Origin of the sequence: Mycobacterium sp. MAA66 (assembly GCF_041261665.1) — a bacterium.
GTDB lineage: Bacteria > Actinomycetota > Actinomycetes > Mycobacteriales > Mycobacteriaceae > Mycobacterium.
This window is the reverse complement of sequence record NZ_JBGCCC010000002.1, coordinates 696,042-717,392: the sequence shown is the minus strand read 5'-3', so window position 1 is coordinate 717,392 and position 21,351 is coordinate 696,042. Positions and strand designations below refer to the sequence as shown.

General features: G+C 67.8%; 15 protein-coding genes and 1 pseudogene. 11 read left to right on the top strand and 5 right to left on the bottom strand.

The genetic code is table 11. The annotated features are described in order from the left end of the window. Positions 1-39 precede the first annotated feature (39 nt). Entirely contained in the window at positions 40-2,808 is a 2,769-nt protein-coding gene (locus ABIA30_RS09985; protein WP_370064628.1) for an AAA family ATPase, read from the top strand. Between the two features lie 67 nt (positions 2,809-2,875). Here ABIA30_RS09985 and ABIA30_RS09980 read toward each other — a convergent pair whose 3' ends face one another. Together ABIA30_RS09980 and ABIA30_RS09975 are read right to left on the bottom strand one after the other, a co-directional pair. Next, complete coding sequence (locus ABIA30_RS09980) at positions 2,876-4,516, bottom strand: hypothetical protein (protein ID WP_370064627.1); 1,641 nt, start codon at positions 4,514-4,516, stop codon at positions 2,876-2,878. Positions 4,517-4,729: 213 nt separating this feature from the next. Further along, a complete protein-coding gene (locus tag ABIA30_RS09975; protein WP_370064625.1) occupies positions 4,730-5,227 on the bottom strand; it encodes a cupin domain-containing protein in 498 nt (165 codons plus the stop codon). 26 nt (positions 5,228-5,253) lie between these two features. On the opposite strand from ABIA30_RS09975, the gene ABIA30_RS09970 reads away from it, so the two are divergent. Further along, positions 5,254-5,949: a M24 family metallopeptidase gene (locus ABIA30_RS09970; protein WP_370064623.1), complete on the top strand. Its 696-nt coding sequence runs from the start codon at positions 5,254-5,256 to the stop codon at positions 5,947-5,949. A gap of 99 nt (positions 5,950-6,048) precedes the next feature. Here the strand turns inward: ABIA30_RS09970 and ABIA30_RS09965 are convergent, their stop codons facing one another. Further along, a complete protein-coding gene (locus ABIA30_RS09965) occupies positions 6,049-9,984 on the bottom strand; it encodes a PGRS repeat-containing protein (RefSeq protein ID WP_370064621.1) in 3,936 nt (1,311 codons plus the stop codon). Positions 9,985-10,439: 455 nt separating this feature from the next. Beyond that, on the bottom strand, positions 10,440-11,345 hold the full coding sequence (locus ABIA30_RS09960; RefSeq protein ID WP_370064619.1) for an SDR family NAD(P)-dependent oxidoreductase: 906 nt from the start codon (positions 11,343-11,345) through the stop codon (positions 10,440-10,442). Positions 11,346-11,443: 98 nt separating this feature from the next. Between ABIA30_RS09960 and ABIA30_RS09955 the strand changes: the two genes are divergently transcribed. The 4 genes and pseudogenes from ABIA30_RS09955 to ABIA30_RS09940 all read left to right on the top strand — a co-directional run bounded on the left by ABIA30_RS09955 (position 11,444) and on the right by ABIA30_RS09940 (position 15,560). Further along, on the top strand, positions 11,444-12,013 hold the full coding sequence (locus ABIA30_RS09955; protein ID WP_370064617.1) for a TetR/AcrR family transcriptional regulator: 570 nt from the start codon (positions 11,444-11,446) through the stop codon (positions 12,011-12,013). Between the two features lie 10 nt (positions 12,014-12,023). Continuing rightward, positions 12,024-12,860: an LLM class F420-dependent oxidoreductase gene (locus ABIA30_RS09950; protein ID WP_370064615.1), complete on the top strand. Its 837-nt coding sequence runs from the start codon at positions 12,024-12,026 to the stop codon at positions 12,858-12,860. Positions 12,861-13,086: 226 nt separating this feature from the next. After that, positions 13,087-14,712: a chaperonin GroEL gene (groL, locus tag ABIA30_RS09945; protein ID WP_370064613.1), complete on the top strand. Its 1,626-nt coding sequence runs from the start codon at positions 13,087-13,089 to the stop codon at positions 14,710-14,712. 141 nt (positions 14,713-14,853) lie between these two features. Then, a pseudogene (locus tag ABIA30_RS09940) lies at positions 14,854-15,560 on the top strand (DUF559 domain-containing protein). 49 nt (positions 15,561-15,609) lie between these two features. On the opposite strand, the gene ABIA30_RS09935 reads toward ABIA30_RS09940, so the two are convergent. Then, positions 15,610-17,337 carry an amidohydrolase family protein gene (locus ABIA30_RS09935; protein WP_370065493.1) on the bottom strand — a complete coding sequence of 576 codons (1,728 nt, stop codon included), beginning with the start codon at positions 17,335-17,337 and terminating at the stop codon, positions 15,610-15,612. A gap of 149 nt (positions 17,338-17,486) precedes the next feature. Here ABIA30_RS09935 and ABIA30_RS09930 point away from each other — a divergent pair, with 149 nt between their 5' ends. The 5 genes from ABIA30_RS09930 to ABIA30_RS09910 all read left to right on the top strand — a co-directional run bounded on the left by ABIA30_RS09930 (position 17,487) and on the right by ABIA30_RS09910 (position 21,339). Continuing rightward, the gene (locus ABIA30_RS09930; protein WP_370064611.1) at positions 17,487-18,098 is read left to right on the top strand and encodes a hypothetical protein; all 612 of its coding nucleotides are present in this window, start codon (positions 17,487-17,489) and stop codon (positions 18,096-18,098) included. 76 nt (positions 18,099-18,174) lie between these two features. Continuing rightward, complete coding sequence (locus ABIA30_RS09925) at positions 18,175-18,558, top strand: VOC family protein (RefSeq protein WP_370064609.1); 384 nt, start codon at positions 18,175-18,177, stop codon at positions 18,556-18,558. Between the two features lie 25 nt (positions 18,559-18,583). After that, complete coding sequence (locus ABIA30_RS09920; RefSeq protein WP_370064608.1) at positions 18,584-19,138, top strand: mycothiol transferase; 555 nt, start codon at positions 18,584-18,586, stop codon at positions 19,136-19,138. Further along, positions 19,135-19,743, top strand: coding sequence for a PA-phosphatase (locus tag ABIA30_RS09915; protein WP_370064606.1), 609 nt, complete (start codon positions 19,135-19,137; stop codon positions 19,741-19,743). The genes ABIA30_RS09920 and ABIA30_RS09915 overlap by 4 nt, the downstream gene beginning before the upstream one ends. A 78-nt stretch (positions 19,744-19,821) precedes the next feature. Beyond that, positions 19,822-21,339: an aldehyde dehydrogenase family protein gene (locus tag ABIA30_RS09910; RefSeq protein WP_370064604.1), complete on the top strand. Its 1,518-nt coding sequence runs from the start codon at positions 19,822-19,824 to the stop codon at positions 21,337-21,339. Positions 21,340-21,351: the final 12 nt, after the last annotated feature.

Sequence of the window (21,351 nt, the reverse complement as noted above, 5' to 3'; positions counted from 1 at the left end):
CGTTCGGCTTCGGGGGCGATGTGGGTCACAGGAGGTGGCGTGGCTGAGCCCTGTCAGCAGTCGGTCACTCCGCTGACACCCGAACTCGTCGGTCGCGCTGACCAGCTTTCGAGGTTGATGGCCGCCATTAGCGATACCCCCCGCGGGCGCACGGTAGTGGTGTCTGGCGCAGCCGGTTCGGGCAAGTCCGAACTGCTCGAGATGGCCTGCCGACACGCCCGGTCAGTTGGTCTTCGGGTGCTGTCGATCGTCGGAACCCCGGGCGAATCCGATACCCCGTTCGCCGGTGTTCATCAGCTGATCCACGCACTCGGGCAGTGGGACGCCGAAGCCGAGCAGTACCAGTGCATCATCGATGCGGCGCTGCGGTCGCCGAGCGGCGAACAACTGGACACCGTCCGGGTGGCAATGGCGCTGCTCGGGCTGCTCGACGCCGTCGAGCAGCGGCAATCGGTCCTGGTCTGCATCGACGACGGACAGTGGCTCGACGAGCCGTCGCGCAACGCGATGATGTTCGCCGCTCGCCGCAGCGCCGGTCGGTTGCTGACCGTGGTGTTGGCGATCCCGGCCACGGCCGCAAAACTGCTCAGCGGCGACGGCCGATCCGTCGAGATCGAATTGCCGCCGTTGGATGCTGACGACGCTGCGGTCCTGCTCGATGCGCAGCCGTTCGCCGCGCGCGGACTGCGGCGCGAGCAGATCCTGACGGCGGCTGCGGGTAACCCGGCCGCCATCATTGCCTTCGCCGAGACTGCCGCGGCCGATGACACCGCGGTGGGACCGGCCCCGGAACCGTTGGCGCTGCCGGCGTCCAGCCTCGGTACTTACAGCCGCCGCCTGACGCAGTTGCCCGCCGCGACCCGGGCCGCACTCTTGGTGCTGGCGGCGGCCTCCGATCGGGATCTGCGGCATCTGATGCCCGCGGTGCTGGCCGATGCGCGGACCCTCGCGCCCGCCGAGGTCGCCGGATTCGTTCGGGTGCAGTCGGGCCGGGTCCGGTTCGTGGACCCGTTGATCCGATCGGCGGCTTACCACCGGGCGCCGTCGGCGGCTCGCTCGGCAGCGCATCTTCGCCTGGCCGAGGCCCTGGTGGCGCTGCCGCACCGGCAGGTGTGGCACCGCGCTCAGGCGGCACTGCGACCCGACGATGCGCTGGCCGCACAGTTGGCCGACACCTGCGACGAGGTGCTGCGCCGGGACGGGTATGTGGCTGCTGCGATGGTCATGCAACGCGCGGCGATGCTGACCTCCGATGTCGGCGAGCAAGCCCGCCGGTTGGTGCGAGCGGCGCCGCTGGCTCGAAATGCCGGCGATCCGAACTGGGCCGCGGTGATGAGCCGGCGCGCGCTGAACGGTGTCGATGACCTGGTACATCAGGTGCGGGCGCACACCGAGTTGGGATCGGCGAGGTGCTGGGACGCCAACAACCAGCCGGTTCTGGACATCCTGCTGGACGCGGCCGACATGGCGGTCGGCATTGCCCCCGCGGTCGCCTGGGAGTCGCTTCGTGTCGCGGCAACGGTCACTTTCATCGCCGACGACGCCGCGGGCCGGTGCGGCGTGGCGCGCGTGTTGAGGCAGTTGGAGGACGCCGAACAATCCATCGAGGTGTCCGCGCTCGCCGACCGAATGTGGATCCGCACGACCACCGACCTGCATCTGGCGCATCTGGAGTTGCCGGACATCGTTGGGCTGGCGGCTCACGTCGACGACCCCGTCGGGCTGACCGCCGTCGGTGCGTCGGCGTGGCTGGCCGACGAACCCGACCTCGCGGTGAGATGCCTGCGCGGCGCACGTACCGGAGCACTGGCGCCCCGCTTTGGCGGCTTGGCGTCGACCGCGCTGTCGTGGGCTTTTGTGGACTCGGGTCGCTGGGATGAGGCCGTCGAGACGGCCACTGCGATGAGCTCTTCGGCGGCCGTCGCCGGCGTGCCGGTGGTCGCGCGGATCGCGGACCTGGTGATCGCCTCGGTGGCGGCCCGCCGTGGGCAGACCGTCACCAGTCGCGAGCGCCTGCGGTCGGCCTCCGGATTGACCGATTTCCGGAACCGGCCCGCGCTGACGGCGTGGATGCATCACGTTGCGGGCTCGACCGCGCTGGCGGAGAAGCAGAACACGACCGCCTACGCCGAATTGTCGGAACTGTTCGACGAATCCGGGTTGCCGTTGCACGCGTACGCGTCATACCTGGCGCTGGCCGACTACGCCGAGGCCGCGGTGTTGACGGGACGAATCAGGCAGGCCCGAGAACAACTGACGCGCATCGTGAGTCATCTGCCCAGACAGGTATCACCACGGTTGACCCAGCTGATCGCTCATGCCGACGCCGTGCTCAATCCCGATACCGCGGGGGCACGCTATCTCGAGGCACTGTCCGATCCGGCCGGCAACCGGTGGCCGTTCGAACGGGCGCGGCTGCGCATCAGCTATGCCGGATGGTTGCGCAGGAACCGCCGACGCCGGGATTGCCAGCATCAGCTGGCTGCGGCGCTGACCGTCATGCAGGATCTGGGCGCGGCGCCGTGGGTGGATCTGTGCACCCGCGAACTGCGCGCGGCAGGTGTGCGGCCACGCTCGTCGTCGGTGCAGACCGGCGCATTGAGTTCACAGGAACACAACGTGGTCTACCTCGTCAGTGAGGGGTACACCAATCCGCAGATCGCGGCCATCCTGAATCTCTCGGTGCGGACCGTGTCGAACCACTTGTATCGCTCGTTTCCCAAGCTTGGGGTCACCAGCCGACATCAGATTCATGACGTGGCGCGTCCCGCGACGTGGACGTTCGACCCGCCCGCCGCTGACTGCTGACGCGATACCGCCCAAATGGAAAGTCGGCGGCGACGGAAACTCCGTCGCCGCCGACTGGTCTTACGCGTTACGACGCGCTGTGCGCCTTCGACTTGTTCTTCGAGCCCGAGTGCGAGCCGTTGGAGTGGGTGCCCTTGGAACCCGAGTCCGATCCCGAGGTCGAACCCGAACCCGAAGCCGAGCCCGATGTCGAACCCGCACCGGAGTCTGAGCCCGCCTTGCCCGGCCCACCCTGATGGCCCTTGCTGCCGGAGGTGCTCGTCTTGGTGCTGTCACCGGTGGAGCTGGAGCCGGTGCCCGTGGAGCTGGTGCCCGTGGAGCCGGAGCCGGTGGAGCTGGTGCCCGTGGAGCTGGTGCCGGTGGAGCTGGTGCCCGTGGAGCTGGTGCCGGTGGAGCTGGTGCCCGTGGAGCTGGTGCCGGTGGAGCCGGAGCCGGTGGAGCTGGTGCCCGTGGAGCTCGAGCCGGTGGTGCCGGTGCCCGTGGAGCTCGAGCCGGTGGAGCCGGAGCCCGTGGAGCTCGAGCCGGTGGTCTTGCCGTCGGTCGTCGAGTCCGTCGAGGTGCCGGTCTTGGTGGTGCTCTCGCCCGTCGAGCTGGTGGACTTGGTGTCGCTCGAGGTTTCGGTGGCCGACGTGGTGGCATCGCTGGTTGAGCCGCTGGCCTTGGTGGTGCTCGTGGTGTCGGTCGCCACTGCCTTGGTCGTCGCGGCGGTGCTCAGCGCCACCGTCGTGGCCGTGGTGGACGGCACCGAGGCGGCATCTGAGACCGCCTTGGTGGCGGCCGCGGCGGTTTTCGCAGCGGTGGCAGCAGCAGTCGCCTTGGTGGGCGTGATGTCAGTGAGGATCGACTTCACAATGGAGACCAGCGCCTGCAAGGTGCCGGAGATGGTGGCGCCGCCGGGGACGGTGGCTCCGCCGCCGAACAAGCCGCCGCCAAAGACGGAGAAGCCGGGGATGTCGAGTCCAAGCAGGGCACCGAGGTTGGCTCCGTAGCCACCGTTGAGCAGGCCGTCGACAATGGTGGCGGGCGCCTGGATCACGGCGGTCACCAGTTTGCCGAGGTTGCCGACCTTTACTGCGTCGATGACGTTCTGGACTGCGGCGCCCACCGCGCCCAGGGTGCCGGCGACCGGGCCGATGATGCCGACGCCGAGTTCCAGCAAGATGTTCGGCAGATCCTTGGCGATGTTGATGACACTCTGCAGGGGCTGCGAGATGAGATTGCCGAGGGCCTTCGGCAAGGACCCGATCGGGTTGATGGCGGCGAAGATGGGGAGCACGATCGCCAGCTGGAGATTGTTCAGGGCACCCGCGATGTTGACCTTGCCGAGGTCGCCGAGGGCGGCCCCGATGTAGCTGGGCGTCTGCTGAGTCAACGCGGTGATGGCGGCTCGGCCGCTGTCACCGAGGGCGTCGATGAGGCCGGTCATCGTCCCGACCTGGTTGGTGAGAATCTGGCGCAGGACCGGGAACAGGCCCATCTGGAAGTAGGAGCTGACGTCAGACTGCAGGTTGGTGATGGAAGTCTTCAGGACCTGGCCGTAGAGGTCGAATGCGTTACTGGTCAGGTTGACAGCGGCGGATGACGTCGCGTGACTGATCGACGCGATCGATGGCATGTGGGGCAGCGGTTGGATCGGGGCGACTGCGATGGCTCCCGCCGTCAACAGCGTGGCTCCCGACAGGACGGACGAACGAACGGCGGCGTGCAAGATGGTTTCCTCTCATTCGCTGCATCCGGCCATGGCGCAGCGTCTACCTGACTGATCCGTCGGTTTGATCACAGATCGCAAACAATTGACGGCACCGCACATCATGGGTCGGCCCGGTTACTGCCCGGTAGAGACAAATGACTCAATATCCACAGCTGCGCCCCAGGTTTACACAGGGACGGGTTGTGCACCCGAGCCTGGCGCGCCCGGGTGTTATTCGACGAAGAAGTTGTCGTGCCGGATGAACCACTCCCGGCGCTCGTCGTCGGTCATGTCCGCGAGTTGACCGAGCCCCTCGAAGTACGCCTCGCGCGGGGCTCCCGGCGCGAACACCATCAGTACCGAGGCGGGGTCGTCCGAGTCGTTGCGGAATCCGTGCACGCCGCCGGGCGGTACGTAGAGGAAGTCGTTCTGCCCGGCCTGCACCCAGGCGCTGCCGTCATAAAGCGTCATGGTGCCCGACAGCACGAAGAAGGCCTCGGACATGGCGCGGTGAAAATGTGGGCCCGGTCCGCCGCCGTGCGCGGCGATGTCGACGCGGTACAGGCCGTAGTCGCCCGCGGTCTTCCGTTGGTCTGCGAGGTAGTGGTACTGCACCAGACCGTGGGAGTCGTAGTCGGCGGCCGCATCGCCGCGGCGCAGCGTCGCGCTGAGCTCTGGTTGGTCGGCGGTGTAGCGGACCGGGGGATAGGGCGGCACAATCAGCGACACGGTGTCTCCTGGTTAGCATCGGCGGCATGGGCAAGTTTGATGAAGACGTCCGTGCCGCAAGGCTTCTCGATGCCCAGCGTAAGGCTGCGGAGTTGTTCGTCGCCGTCGAACACCGGGGTTTGATCCGCCCGGGTGTCGGCGAGCGTCAGGTGTCCGGCGAGATCCGTGATCTGGCTGCCGAATTGTTCGGCGTCACCCGGCACTGGCACAAGCGGATCGTGCACGGCGGCGAGAACACCTTGGCGACCGCTCGGGATAATCCGCCGGACCGGGTGATCGCCGACGACGACATCGTCTTCATCGACTTGGGCCCGATCTTCGAAGAGTGGGAGGCGGACTTCGGCCGCACTTTCGTACTCGGCGACGACCCCCGCAAGCGCGCGTTGCGCGACGATCTGCCGCGAGTGTGGGAGGCCGGCCGCGACTTCTTCGAGGCTCGTCCCGACATCACCGGGGCTGAATTGTTCGACCACGTGGTGACGTTGAGCCGGGCGGCCGGTTGGGAGTTCGGCGGCGCCATCGCCGGGCACCTGGTCGGTGAGTTCCCGCACGAGAAGATCGACGGCCGCGAGATTGAGTCGTACGTGGCCCCGGGTTCGCAGTTGCCGATGCGGCGCGTGGATTCCGCAGGGCGGCAATGCCATTGGATTCTTGAGGTCCACCTCGTGGAACCCGGCCGGCGATTCGGCGGGTTCCACGAGGAGCTGTTGGACTTGCGCTGAATCCGATGGAGGCCGAGCTGACTGGGCCTACCCCGGTGACCGGGATCGGCAGATAAAGAATGCGGTGTGGCGCCGATTGACGGCGCCACACCGCATTGACTATCCGTGGCTTCCGGCCGGGTTTCCTGTGCCGCCGGCACCGCCGGCGCCACCGCTACCAGTGGCACCAGTGGCACCGTTGTGGGTGCCGTGGCCGCCATTGGAACCGCCCGAACCGCCCGCGCCTCCGGCGCCGCCTGCGGAACCGTTGCCGCCCGCGCCGGTTGTCGCACCGGTTCCGCCGTTACCGCCGGCGCCGCTGGTGCCGCCGACGCCACCGGCGCCGCCGTTGCCGCCATTGCCCCACTGGGTCACGTTGTCGTTGTAGCCCTTGCCGCCTGCGCCACCGGAGCCGCCGGCTCCAGCTACACCGCCGGTGCCGCCCGCACCACCGACGTTGTTTCCGGAGGCTCCGCCGTTGCCGCCGGCGCCCGCGAGACCGCCGTGGCCGCCGACGCCGCCGACGCCGCCGGCGTTGCCGTTGATGAACGGGGTGCCGTTCGCGCCGGTCTGGCCGGATCCGCCGGTTCCGCCGTTCCCGCCGATCCCGCCGGTGCCGCCAGCCCCGTCGATGCCGTGCGGGGCCGTGCCGCCGGCTCCACCGCTACCGGCTGCGCCGCCGGTGCCACCGGACCCGCCGAACCCGCCGCCGCCGCTGATACCGGCCGCATTGTCGGAGCCGAAGGCCGGGAGCCCACCGACGCCACCGGACCCGCCGGTACCGCCCTTGCCGCCGGTACCGCCCTTGCCGCCGTTGCCCGACACAGAACCGCCGGCTCCGCCGACACCACCGTTACCGCCGGCACCTGCGTTGCTACCGGCTATACCGGTAGCTCCCAGGTAGGACCCGATAGTCCCGCTGGCGCCGTTGCCGCCGGTGCCGCCGTTGCCGCCGATTCCGCCGTTGCCGGTCAGGCCACCTGAGCCACCGGCGCCACCATCACCACCGCGGCCCGCGGTGCCGATCGCGGTGAGTGCGTCGAAACCGTTGCCGCCGGTGCCGCCGTTGCCGGCGGTACCGCCAGCGCCGCTCGTGGCCTGGTTGAAACCGAGTCCGTCGAAGCCGCCGTTGCCGGCGGCACCGGTGTTGCCGCCGGTACCGCCCGCGCCACCGTTGGCCTGGACCGACGAAATACCGTCGGAGCCATTGCCGCCGTTGCCGCCGCTGCCGGCTGCGCCGCCCTGGCCGCCGGCGCCGACGGTGCCGTGGGCTGCGGTGCCGCCCTGGCCGCCGACGCCGCCGGTGCCGCCCGCACCACCGGAACCACCGGTGAACCCGCCGAGGACGCCGGAGCCGCCGCTGCCGCCGTTGCCGGCTGCGCCGCCGATGCCGCCGTTGCCGCCGTTGCCGGCGTGGGTGCCGCCGGCTCCGCCGATGCCGCCGGCTCCGCCGTTGCCGCCGTTGGGGCCGCTTTGACCCAGTGCGGCAAGACCGTCGGCGCCGTTGCCGCCGGTGCCGCCCTGACCGCCGTAGCCGCCGTTGCCGTCGGTGCCGCCGCTGCCGCCGTTGCCGCCGGCGCCGCCGTTGCCTGCGATGCCGCTTGCGGTGATGGTGTTGAAGCCGTTGCCGCCCTTGCCGCCGTTGCCGCCGTGGGCGCTGGCGTTGCCGGTCGCGGCCTGGTTGAAACCGAGTCCGTCGAAGCCGCCGTTGCCGGCGGTGCCGGCGTTGCCGCCGGCTCCGCCTTTACCGCCGTCGGGGATCAGAGACGAGCTGCCGTCGGAGCCGTTGCCGCCGTTGCCGCCGTATCCGGCTGCGCCGCCCTGGCCGCCGGCACCGACGGTGCCGTGGGCTGCGGTGCCGCCCTGGCCGCCGACGCCGCCGGTGCCACCCTGGCCGCCGGTGCCGCCGCCACCGAGCGCTCCGCCGCCGAGAACGCCGGAGCCGCCGCTGCCGCCGTTGCCGGCGTCGCCACCGACACCGCCCTTACCGCCGTTGCCGGACTGCGTGCCGCCGGCTCCGCCGATGCCGCCGGCTCCGCCGTTGCCGCCGTTGGGGCCGCTTTGACCCAGTGCGGCAAGACCGTTGGCGCCGTTACCACCGGTGCCGCCGGCCCCGCCGGTGCCGCCGTTACCGACGGCCCCGCCGGTGCCGCCGTTGCCGCCGGCTCCGCCGTTGCCCGCGACGCCGATCGCGGTGATGGTGTCAAAGCCGTTGCCACCCTTGCCGCCGTTGCCGCCGGGGGAGAAGGTGTTGCCGGTTGCGGCCTGGTTGAAACCGAGTCCGTCGAAGCCGCCGGCGCCGGCGGTGCCGCCGCTGCCGCCGTTGCCGCCCTTGCCGCCGTCGGGGATCAGAGACGAGCTGCCGTCGGAGCCGTCGCCGCCGCTGCCGCCGTATCCGGCTGCGCCGCCCTGGCCGCCGGCCCCGACGGTGCCGATCGACCCGGCCTTGCCGCCATTTCCGCCGACGCCGCCGACACCGCCGTTGCCGCCGTTGCCGCCGCCGCCGAGGGCTCCGCCGCCGAGGACGCCGGAGCCGCCGTTGCCGCCGTTGCCGGCATTGCCGCCGACACCGCCGACACCGCCGTCGCCGAAGAACTGGCCGCCATTGCCGCCGTTGCCGCCGTGGGCGCCGATGCCGCCGTCGACGCCGTTCGTGCCCAGTGCGGCAAGACCATTGGCGCCGCCGACACCGTTACCGCCGGCGCCGCCGGCGCCGCCGTGGCCCCAGTTCCCGGCGTTGCCGCCGTTGCCACCGGCTGTTGTGGTGAAGATTCCAACACCCGAGTAGCCGTAACCACCCGCGCCGCCGTTGCCGAAATTCTTGGCGTTGCCGCCGTTGCCGCCGGCTATGCCGGGAAGAACACTCGAGTAGCCGCGGCCGCCGTCGCCGAACCACAAGCCGCCGTCGCCGCCATTGGGATTGATCAGGGTGCCGTTGGCGCCGTTGCCGATCAGGTATTGCCCGGCAAGCAGGTTGATCGCCCCGTCGACCACAAATCCGAGTGGACTGGTGATCCAGGCCTGTATGCCGAAGTGCACGGTCTCATAGATCCACCGGACGACCTGCTGAGTCGGGTCGATGGTGGTGGTTGTGGTGGTGACGGGGGTGTTCGCAGCCAGCGGGGTGGCGGCGAGGGGGCTGTTCGTGGCAGGCGGGGCAGCGGCGGCCACGGAGGCCAGGGAGGCTGGCGTGGTCAGTTGCACCCGCTTGGCGGCGCCGAACTCGGTTTGGCGCCGCACCCAGGCCATCACGGTCCAGACGCCGGGCATCTGGCTGGGGTTGGTCGGTGCGTGGGGGATCAGCATGTTGGCCAGGTTGATCGCGGACAGCACACCGGTGATCGGGCTGATCGTGGTGCTGGTGGCCTTGGACGAGGCGGTGGTCGTGACCGGGGCGGTTTTGGGCGTTTCCGGCGTGGACGGACCTGACTGGCCGTTGGGAACTGTCGGCGTCGTGGCGCCGGCCTGGTTGGTGGTGGTGTTCGTGGTCCCCGTTTCGCCGCCGTTGTGACCGGTGGTCGGGTTGCCTGCGACCGCGCCGCCGGTCTGTTTGGGGTCGGCAGCGGTGGAATTCGCAGTACCGGCTGCGTTGGGTTTCTGGGCGGCCGCGGGTCGCGTACCCCGCGAACGGCGGGTTCCCGAGGTGGTGTCAGCCGGCGCCCGTTTGGCTGCGTGCTGGCGACCCTGGTCCTGCGCCGGCTGGCCCGCGGTTTGCGGTGAGTCGGACGTGCCGTCGGAGGTCTGAGTCTGACCGTCTTGTGGCTTGGTCGGTGACTGTGGCTTGGTCGGTGGTTTGGGCTTGCTCGGGGTTTTGGCTTTGCCGTCGCTGGCCCCGGAGGTACCTGCACTGCCTGTGTGGGAGCCGCCGTCACCGGTCGAGTGCTCGGTGTTGACGAGCCTGACATCGGCAGTCACCGACCGCATCGTCGGCGAGTCAGGTCCCAATAGGAGCATCACACCGGCGCTGGCGAATGCCGCACCCGTCAATCCCGCAGCCGCGAACGGCCTTGCCGCACCCCACCAGCTATTGGTGCCTGCTGCTCTGTGCTTGGCCACGATCCCTCCTCGCTCGCGGGGTGTGAAATACGACACCCCCGTCAATAACGCGAGGAAGACTAACACTCGTAATCTGAAGCTGTGAACATCTTGAAGAAAGTATATGTGTTTCTGATTGACCGGCCAGGCGTTACGAAACTTTCTCCGATAGACCTACTGACCTGCGGCAGAGCTGGTGTTGTGCATCTACGGTGACGTGCTGGCCCAGCATTGCTGTATCCGCAGCACGACGTTGGGTGTCCCGGATGGATGGCCCGCAAAGAATATATTTAGAACACGTTCATTTCTGGAGTGGCCGACCCGCCAGGTGGGTTCGGTTCACTGCAAGGCCCATGTGAAGACGGTTCGCTGATGTCGGCGCACACAGTGCAGCTGCGTTGGATCGGCGGCCCGGTGGATTGTGGGCAACCCCTGCCGCACAATCCACCGGGGCCGCGCCAATCGGTGTGGGGCTGTCAGGCCGGGAACGTCACGCCGGTCAGCTCCTCGGACACCGACCACAGTCGTGCGGCGAGGGCCATGTCGTGGGACTGCTTGCTGGACGACACCACCTTCGGGTAGCCGCGCGTCTCGCCGAGCCCGTCGGGACCGAAGTACTGCCCGCCGAGCGCACCCGGATCGGTCGCGGCGCGCAGCGTCGGCAGCGCACCGGCCTCGGCGTCCTGGAACAGCGGGCGCAGCAGCGGCACGGCGCGCTGCAGGGCACCCGGCAGGTGCCGCATCAGTTCGGTGTCGGAACCGCCGGGATGGGCGGCCAGTGCCGTGGTCTGCTGACCGACGAGGCGGCGCTGGAGCTCGTAGGTGAACAGCAGGTTGGCCAGCTTGGACTGGCCGTAGGCGCCGACCCGGCTGTAGCCGCGTTCCCACTGCAGATCGTCGAAGTGGATGGCGGCGTTGATCCGGTGCCCGATGCTGCTGACGGTCACCACTCGCGAACCCGGCGTCGGCAGCAGGCGATCCAGCAGTAGCCCGGTCAAGGCGAAGTGGCCGAGGTGGTTGGTGCCGAAGGTCAGCTCGAAGCCGTCTTTGGTCGACTCCTTCGGTGGGTACATCACGCCGGCGTTGTTGATCAGCAGGTCGATGCTGTCGTAGTGGGTGCGCAGTGCCTCGGCGGCTTCACGCACCGACGCCAGCGAGCCCAGGTCGAGCTCCTGGAGGGCGACCACGGCGCCGGGGGTGCGGCGACCGATCAGCGTGGCGGCGGCCTTGCCTTTCTCGATATTGCGGACGGCAAGTACGACGTGGGCGCCCTTGGCGGCGAGTGCGGCGGCGGTTTCGTAGCCGAGTCCGGTGTTCGCGCCGGTGATGACGGCAAGGCGCCCGGTCTGGTCCGGGATGTTGTTGGTTGTCCACTTGGCCATGTGCATTCCTCGGTAGTCTGGATAAACGGGGCGAGCGCTCCGGATAGTTCGACTATACGGAACGCGCGCCCCGTTTAGTTGATTCCGAGGAGAGTGCCATGCGTTGCAACCCCGCCAGGCCCCTGCGAGCCGACGCGGCCCGGAACCGGGCCCGGGTGCTCGAGGTCGCTTACCAGATATTCGCCGAGGAGGGTCTGTCGGTGCCGATCGATGAGATCGCCCGGCGGGCCGGCGTGGGGGCGGGCACCGTCTACCGGCATTTCCCGACCAAGGACGACCTGTACCGGGCTGTGATCGAGGACCGGTTGCGGTCCATCACGGAGGAAGGCCGGGCGTTGTTGACCTCGGGTGCGCGGGGTGAGGCGATGTTCGCATTCCTGAGGTCGTTGGTGTCGTGCGGTGACACCGACCAGGGCCTGGTCGAGGCGCTCGCCGGCATCGGCTTCGACATCAAGGCCGAGGTGCCCGACGGCGAAGCCGAGTTTCTGGATCTGGTCGGGGAGATGCTGCAGGCCGCGCAACGGGCCGGCGTCGTCCGTCCGGATGTCACCGTGCCTGAGGTGAAGGCGCTGATGGTCGCGTGCCAGGCCGCGCAGGGCTACGACGCCGAGGTGGCCGATCGGGTGGTCGGGCTGATGTTGGACGGGTTGCGGCCACGTCCGGCGTAGCCTCGGCCATATGAAATTCGGGATTTCGACGTTCGTTGATGACGACAGCATCGACCCGGTATCGCTGGCCCGCGCGATCGAGGAGCGTGGGTTCGCCTCGCTCATCGTTGCCGAGCACAGTCACATCCCGGCAAGCCGTGAGACGCCGTATCCGATGGGTGGCGAGTTGCCCTCGGTGTACTACAACACGCTCGACCCATTCGTCACCCTGGCCGCCGCGGCCGCGGTGACCTCGACGATCGAACTGTTCACCGGGGTCGCGCTGCTGATCCAGCGCGACCCGATCCATACCGCGAAAGAGGCCGCCAGCATCGACCTCATCTCCGGCGGACGTTTCGTCTTCGGCGTCGGCGCCGGGTGGAATCTTGAAGAGATGCGCGACCACGGCACCGATCCGAAAACACGGGGCGCCCGGTTGGACGAGAGCATCGAGGCCGTCAAGGCGCTGTGGACGACCGAACCTGCCGAATATCACGGCAAATACGTCAACTTCGACCTGTCGTACTGCCGCCCCAAACCGGTCCGTAAACCGCACCCGCCGATCTACGTCGGTGGCAACTCGGACGCCACCGTCAAACGGGTGATCCGCCATGGTGCGGGCTGGATCTCCAACCCGTTTCCGAGCGATGTATTGGCCAAACGAATCGGGCAGCTGCGCGCCGGTGCCGGCCACGACGTGCCGCTGGCCATGTTCGGTACGCCGATGGACGTCGACTACTGGCACACGGCCCAAGACCTCGGTTTCGGCCAGCTGGGATTGATGTTGCCGTCGGTGGGCAAGGACGAATCACTGCGCCTGCTCGACGAATACGCGGCGAAGGTGGAGCGCTACCAGTCCGCGAGCTGACTCGGCGCTGCTAGTTGTGGTCGCCGGCGGGGATTCGCCCATCGTGAACAACCTTGCACTCGGCATGGGCGAGTGCTAAAAATGCAGTTGGCACTCGCGACCGGTGAGTGCCAGGTCAGCATGGTGAGGCTGGGGCCGCAGCTGCGGAGCACACCTTTCGCCGTCCGTCGCGGGCACCGGACCTGACCACAGACGTGCAATTCCCAACCGGAGGAATCACCTCGCAATGGCCAAGACAATTGCGTACGACGAAGAGGCCCGCCGCGGCCTCGAGCGGGGCCTGAACGCCCTCGCTGACGCAGTCAAGGTGACGCTGGGCCCCAAGGGCCGCAACGTCGTCCTGGAGAAGAAGTGGGGCGCCCCCACGATCACCAACGATGGTGTGTCCATCGCCAAGGAGATCGAGCTGGAGGACCCGTACGAGAAGATCGGCGCTGAGCTGGTCAAAGAGGTCGCCAAGAAGACCGACGACGTCGCGGGCGACGGCACCACCACCGCCACCGTTCTGGCCCAGGCCCTGGTTCGCGAAGGTCTGCGCAACGTCGCCGCCGGAGCCAACCCGCTCGGCCTGAAGCGCGGCATCGAGAAGGCCGTCGAGGCCGTGACCGCGTCGCTGCTGGCTTCCGCCAAGGAGGTGGAGACCAAGGAGCAGATCGCTGCCACCGCCGGTATCTCCGCTGGTGACCAGTCCATCGGTGACCTGATCGCCGAGGCCATGGACAAGGTCGGCAACGAGGGTGTCATCACCGTCGAGGAGTCCAACACCTTCGGCCTGCAGCTGGAGCTCACCGAAGGCATGCGCTTCGACAAGGGCTACATCTCGGGCTACTTCGTGACCGACGCCGAGCGTCAGGAAGCCGTCCTGGAGGATCCCTACATCCTGCTGGTCAGCTCGAAGATCTCGACCGTCAAGGACCTGCTGCCGCTGCTGGAGAAGGTCATCCAGTCCGGTAAGCCGCTGCTGATCATCGCCGAGGACGTCGAGGGCGAGGCTCTGTCGACCCTGGTCGTCAACAAGATCCGCGGCACCTTCAAGTCCGTCGCCGTCAAGGCCCCGGGCTTCGGCGACCGTCGCAAGGCGATGCTGCAGGACATGGCGATCCTCACCGGTGGCCAGGTCATCAGCGAAGAGGTCGGCCTGTCCCTGGACACCGCTGACGTTTCCCTGCTGGGCACCGCCCGCAAGGTCGTCATCACCAAGGACGAGACCACCATCGTCGAGGGCGCCGGCGACGCCGACGCGATCCAGGGCCGCGTGGCCCAGATCCGTGCCGAGATCGAGAACAGCGACTCCGACTACGACCGCGAGAAGCTGCAGGAGCGCCTGGCCAAGCTGGCCGGCGGTGTTGCAGTCATCAAGGCCGGTGCTGCCACCGAGGTGGAGCTCAAGGAGCGCAAGCACCGCATCGAGGACGCCGTTCGTAACGCGAAGGCTGCCGTCGAAGAGGGCATCGTCGCCGGTGGTGGCGTGGCCCTGCTGCAGTCGACTCCGGCCCTGGACGAGCTCAAGCTCGAGGGTGACGAGGCCACCGGCGCCAACATCGTGCGTGTTGCGTTGTCGGCTCCGCTGAAGCAGATCGCCTTCAACGGTGGTCTGGAGCCGGGCGTCGTCGCCGAGAAGGTGTCGAACCTGCCCTCGGGTCACGGCCTGAACGCCGCGACCAACGTCTACGAGGACCTGCTGGCCGCCGGCGTTGCCGACCCGGTCAAGGTCACCCGCTCGGCGCTGCAGAACGCGGCGTCCATCGCGGCGCTGTTCCTCACCACCGAGGCCGTCGTCGCCGACAAGCCGGAGAAGGCCGCCGCAGCTGCGGGCGACCCGACCGGTGGCATGGGCGGTATGGACTTCTAAGAAGTCGCCTGAAGAGGCCCGGTCCCTTAGGGGGCCGGGCCTTTTCGTGCTCATCCACAGTGTGAGGTCTATGCACAAGACCAGCCCGGAATCGGTACCTGCGACTCACCGACGTCAGACTTCGCCGCAACCGTGCGAGGCATGGAAGCATTCTTCGGAAGTCATGCGTTGCGGCGCGGAGCGCTCACCCGGCGCAGCCTCGCCAGTGGTTTTGTCGCGATCTACCGCGACGTGTACATCCCGCGCGATCTCGAAATGACTGCCCAGATAAGAGCTCAGGCCGCATGGTTGGCGACGGGCGCGACATTGTGTGGGCTGTCGGCGTCTGCTGTGTTCGGCACCAAATGGTTGGACCCGCGGTTACCGGCAGAGATCGTTCGCTCCAATCGGCGTTCCCCTGCTGGAATCGCGGTCCGCTCTTGGGAATTCGACCCTGATGAGGTCTGCGTAATCGACGGTATAGCGGTCACGACGCCGGCCCGAACTGCATTCGACATTGGTCGAAGCAGGCCCGCATCGCAGGCAATTCCGATGATGGATGCCTTGTTGAATGCGACTCGCATCCCAGTCAGTCGACGTTTCAGCGGTCGCTGCTCGGCATCCGGGCGCACCCGGCGTCGCGCGGTTGCGGTCGGTGCTCGAATTGGTCGACGGTGGAAAGTCGCGGTCGAGTACGACGGTGTCCAACACTGGACGGACGGCAGCGGTCGTGGGACATCGACCGGATCGCGTTGCTTGAAGCTGCCGGGTGGATGGTTGTCCGAGTGAGCGCCGAGATGCTCTGCCGACCCGAGGTCATTCTGGACCGGGTTCGGGCGAAGTTACATGCCGCGGGATGCCCAATCTGACGACTGTGAGTGCTGTGCACGGATTTTCGCGAAATTGCGTGCACAGCCCTCACACCGGGGCAGGGGAGCTTTGTCGGCCACGCACCAGCTTGCCGGGCCGTGCATCGGTCGGCACCCCATCGGCGGCGATCACCTCACCGGAGACGATGGTGGCGACGTAGCCGTCGGCGGTCTGGTCCAGGCGCCGCCCGCCGGCCGGCAGATCGTGCACGACGGTCGGCTTGTGCAGCGTCAGAGCTTCGTGGTCGATGACGTTCAGATCGGCCTTGTAGCCCACCACAATTCGTCCGCGGTCGGCCAAGCCTGCCACGTCGGCGGGCACCGAAGTCAGTTCGCGGACGGCCTGTGCCAGGCCGAGCCGGCCCGATGCGCGGTCCCGCACCCAATGGGTCAGCAGGTACGTCGGGAACGATGCGTCGCAGATCATTCCGTAGTGCGCGCCGCCGTCGCCGAGTCCCAGGATGACGTCGTCGCGGCGGATCAGCTCGGCGACGGTGTCCAGGGAGTTCTCCCGGAAGTTGGCGAGCGTCACCAGCAGCATGGCGTGACCGTCGTCGTCGAGCAACCGGTCATAGGCCTCTTCCGGCGGGCTCACGCCCCGTGCCGCGGCCCGTGCGGCAATCGAATCCGACTGTGCCGGTTCGTAGTTCGGTGGAGTGCCCAGTGGGAAGATGTAGTCCCAGGCCTGCACCGCGAACATCAACGGGTGGCCGTCGGACGCCGGGGTGTCGTTCAGGATCCGCGTCCGGACTTCGGGTTTGCGCATCTCGGCGAGCCGTTCGGCGAGCGGCAACTCAGCGATCTCGCGGTAGGACGGGTACAGGACGAACGGGTTGCCGGACAATTCGAGCCCGAGCACCAGGCCGATGGGGCGCGGGAAGATCTGCGCGCTGACGTGGCCGCCGTTGGCGTTCTCCTTCTCGACCATCCGCAGTGCATCTTCAAAGGTGGCCGGGCCCGCATTGCCGATCGCAAGGGTGAAGGTGACCGGCAGGCCGACCTCGGCGGCGACCTCGAACACGGTCTTCAAGGCCGGTTCGTAGTCCCCGGCCAACAGGTCCGGCACGAACTGGATCAGGCCGCCTCCGCCGTCTTGCACGCCGCGGGCGATCGCCTCGATTTCTTCCTGTGCGGCGTCGTAACTCGGAATCGGTTGTCCGCCGGAGGTTTTGTGGATCGTCAGCCGTGACGACGCGAAACCCATCGCTCCGACCGCAATGGCCTCTGCGGCCAACTTGCGCATCAGGGCCAGATCTTCGGGTGTCGCCGGTTCGCGGTCGACGCCGCGCTGGCCCATCACGTAGACCCGCAGCGGCGAGTGCGGCAGGAACGCGGCGACGTCGATGTCCCGCCGGCGTGATTCGACCGTGTCGAGGAACTCGGGGAAGGTCTCCCACGTCCAAGGCAGCCCGTCGACCATCACCACGCCGGGGATGTCCTCGACCCCGGCCATCACGTCGACCAGCACGTCGTGGTCGTCCGGCCGGCACGGCGCGAATCCCACGCCACAGTTGCCCATGACCGCGGTGGTTACGCCGTGAGCGGAAGACGGGGTCATCCGTTCCGACCAAATCGCCTGTCCGTCGTAGTGGGTGTGCAGGTCCACGAAGCCCGGCGTGACGAGTAGGCCGGTGGCGTCGATCTCCCTGACGCCAGTGCCTTCGACGGTCCCGACCGCCGCGATCAACCCGTCCTGAACTGCGACATCGCCGACGAAGGGCTCGTCACCGAGCCCGTTCACGATCAGTCCGTTCCGAATCACGATGTCGTAGCGCATGTTCGTCGCCTCCATGTCAACAACCTACGACGGGGATGGTCGCCAGGTCTGAGAGTTGCCTTGGAGTTGAAGATTAGCTCTGCTAGACATTGAAATAACGATGTATCGTGATACGTACAAGATGTATCGAACAAATGAAAGGAAATGAGATGTTTTCTGGTGGATTCGGTGGCCCCGGTTTCGGCCCGGGCTTCGGCGGTTTCGGTCCCGGTGCCGGTGGTTTCGGCGGCCCGGGTGCCGGCGGTCCCGGTTTCGGCGGTGGCTTCGGCGGTGGCTTCGGTCCAGGGGCCGGGCACCACTTTTTCAAGGGCCGTCTCAAGCGTGCCGCGGTTGCGGCCGCTGCGCTACTACAGGAGGGTCCGGCCACCGCTGAGCAGCTGTCCCAGCGGGTTTCGGAGATCACCGACGGCGCGTTCGCGCCGCCGGTGGACAAGGTGGAGTTCATCCTCACGCTGTTGGCGAGCCGTGGTGTGGCCACGGTCGAGGACGGGGTGGCAACGCTGACCGAGTTCGGTGAGCAACTGCTGACCTGGCGGGGGATCAACAGCGAGACGGTGGAAGCGTTCCTCGGTCAGGTCGCGAAGTTCGGCGACGTGATCAAGCTGCGTAAGGACCTGTTCGAGCTGGCCGGCCTGGCCCGCACGATCAAGTTCACCGGCAACGACGCCCAGAAGGCCGATCTGAAGTCGGCTGTGGCGACGGTGTCCGCTGCGGTGACCGAGGCCAAGAAGGCGCTTTACCGCACCTTGGCTGACAACTGAACAATCGCCGGAGCGGTGGGCCCACGGCGGGCTCACCGCTCCGGCATTTGTCGGTGCCCGGTGGCACGATCGGGTCATGATCGACCACTTCGGAATCAACTGCAGTGACTGGGCCAAGTCCCAGCAGTTCTACGACACCGTGCTCGGCGCGCTCGGCTACAGCCGGCAGATGGATTTCCAGGTCGCCATCGGCTACGGCCAGGACGGCAAACCGGACTTTTGGATCGCAGACGCCAGTGCCGGCGAGGCATCGGGGCCCAACCGTGAAGTGCACGTGGCGTTTCAGGCCGCCGGCGCCGATGCGGTGACCGCATTCCACGACGCGGCCGTCGAACTCGGTGCGGAGTCGTTGCATGCGCCCCGGCTGTGGCCCGAATATCACCCGGGCTACTTCGGGGCGTTCGTTCGCGACCCAGACGGCAACAATGTGGAGGCGGTGTTCCATGGCGGGGTCAGCTGACCGGCGGTCCGGTACCGTCGGCGTCATGTCTGACACGGCCGACGCCGCTGCCGCGCGCGAGCTGTTGCGGGATTCCTTCACCCGGCTGATCGAGCACGTCGATGAGGTCACCGATGGCCTCGTCGACGAGGTGTCATGGTGGCGTCCTTCGCCTGACGCCAATAGCATCGCCTGGCTGCTCTGGCACAGTGCCCGTTGCCAGGACCTGCAACTGTGCGACATTGCCGGCATCGAGCAGGTGTGGACCCGCGATGGCTGGGTCGACCGGTTCGCGCTGGACTTTCCGGGCCCGAGCGACCCGGGCTTCGATGTCGCCAAGGACATCGGTTACGGCCACAGTGTCGAGGATGTCGGCAAGGTTCGCCCGCCGGTCGATCTGCTGATCGGCTACTACCGCGCGGTGCATCACGTCACGCTCGAGTACGTCGCTACCGTGACAACCGATGAGCTGGCCCGCATCGTCGATCGCCGGTGGAGTCCACCGGTCACCGCCAGCGCGCGCCTGGTCAGCATTGTCGACGACTGCGCACAGCATCTCGGTCAGGCCGCCTATGTGCGGGGGATCGCCGCGCAGCGATGAGCGCTCAGAAGTTCGTCCGCTGGTGGCCGCCGGTCGGACTGTTGGCCATGGTGTTCCTCGGATTGGCGGTCGGTAAGTCCTCCACGCCGATCGACGATGTCTTTCAGCAAGGCGGGCGGGTCACACAGCCGTACTCCGGGTGGCTGCTGTTCTTCACCGATCCCCGGGTGCTGATCGCGATGTTGGTGATCGCGGTGGCAATCACGTTGTGGCACAAGCGATGGCGACTTGCCGCGGTCCTTGCGTTGGGGCCACAGGTCGCGGTGCTCATCGAGCGTGGCCTCAAGCAGTTGTTCGGCAGGCACAAGGGCGGCGCGCTGGCCTATCCCAGCGGGCACACGGTCCTGATGGTGACGGTGCTGGGCCTGATCGTGGTGGCGGCTGGCGCGGTGCTGTGGTCGCGGGTGTTGGCGGGCATCTTCGTGGCACTCGGCATGCTCGGCCAGGCCATGACCTACCACTACTTCACCGACACCGTTGGTGCGGTGTTGTTCGGTTCTGCGCTGGTGTGCCTGGCGGCCTGGGCTGCGGGCGCGGTGCCGAGCAGTCGCAACGCTGCCCATATTCGCGCCGAGAAGGACAGTTTCTCGACCGCTCGCGAATGACGCGCGGACGTCCCGACCGTAGTTGACAGGTGTCAACCCAGGTGCGACGCGCGTCACAATGGTGGTTAACATGGCTTCATGACCGCAACGTCGCACGTCGAGTCGCCCGGGACGGGCACCATCATCAACCCCGCAACCGGAGCCGTGGCCGGCACCGTGCGCTGGACCGACCCGATGGACGTGCCACGCATTGCGGCCGGGCTGCGCGCCGCGCAGAAGGAATGGGAAGCCCGCGGTGCCAAGGGTCGGGCCAAGGTGCTGGCCCGCTACGCGGTGTGGCTCGGTGATCATCGCGACGAGATCGAGAAGCTGCTGATCGCCGAGACCGGCAAGTCGATGGTCGACGCCAAAGCTGAAGTGCCCCTGGCGATTCTGATCACCTCGTACGTGGTCAAGACCATGGAGCAGGCATTGGCTCCGGAGACCCGGCCGGCCCCGATGCCCATGCTGTCGATCAAGAAGATCACGGTGCACTACCGGCCGCGCGCGGTCGTCGGCGTCATCGCGCCCTGGAACTACCCGGTCGCCAACGCGTTGATGGATGCCATCGGCGCCCTGGCCGCCGGCTGCGCGGTGCTGCTCAAGCCATCCGAGCGCACGCCGCTGACCGCGGAATTGCTGCTGCGTGGCTGGATCGACTCCGGTGCACCCGAGGTGCTCGCGCTGGCCCAAGGCGCCCGTGAGGTGTCCGAAGCCGTTATCGACAACTCGGACTACATCCAGTTCACCGGCTCGACCGCGACCGGCCGCAAGGTCATGGAACGCGCCGCCGCGCGACTGACCCCGGTGAGTCTGGAGTTGGGCGGCAAGGATCCGATGATCGTGCTGGAAGACGCTGACATCGAGCTGGCCGCCAACGCCGCGGTCTGGGGTGGGATGTTCAACGCTGGCCAAACCTGCGTGTCGGTCGAGCGGGTGTACGTCCTGGAGCCGGCATACGACGGTTTCGTCGACGCCGTGGTCAAGGCGGTACAGAACCTCAAGGTCGGGGCCGGCGAGGGTACGCACTTCGGGGCCCTGATCGACGACAGTCAGCTGGCGATCACCGAGCGCCACGTCGACGAGGCCCTGGCGGCCGGGGCGCGGGCGCTCACCGGCGGCAAGCGCCCCGACGGCCCGGGCAGCTTCTACCCACCGACAGTGCTGGTCGACGTCGACCATTCGATGGCCTGCATGACCGAGGAGACCTTCGGCCCGACCCTGCCGATCATGAAGGTTGCCACCGTCGGCGAGGCGGTCCGGCTGGCCAACGACAGCCCCTACGGGCTGTCCGCCTCCGTCTTCTCCGGTGATCTCAAGCGTGCGAAAGATGTTGCTCTGCAGCTCGATTGTGGTGCGGTCAACATCAACGACGTGCTGGCCAACCTGATGTGCACCACCGCGCCGATGGGTGGGTGGAAGACCTCCGGCATCGGCGCGAGGTTCGGTGGGGCCGATGGGATGCGCAAGTTCTGTCGTCAGGAGACGGTGGTCGAGCCTCGTACCAGCGCCGGCGCTGGGCAGAACTACTACAACAATTCGATGAAAGCGCTGGCACGGGTCAACAAGATGCTGACCAACGTGTCACTGATCCGGCCGCGGCGCACCGCGAAGTAAACGCCACCGGTT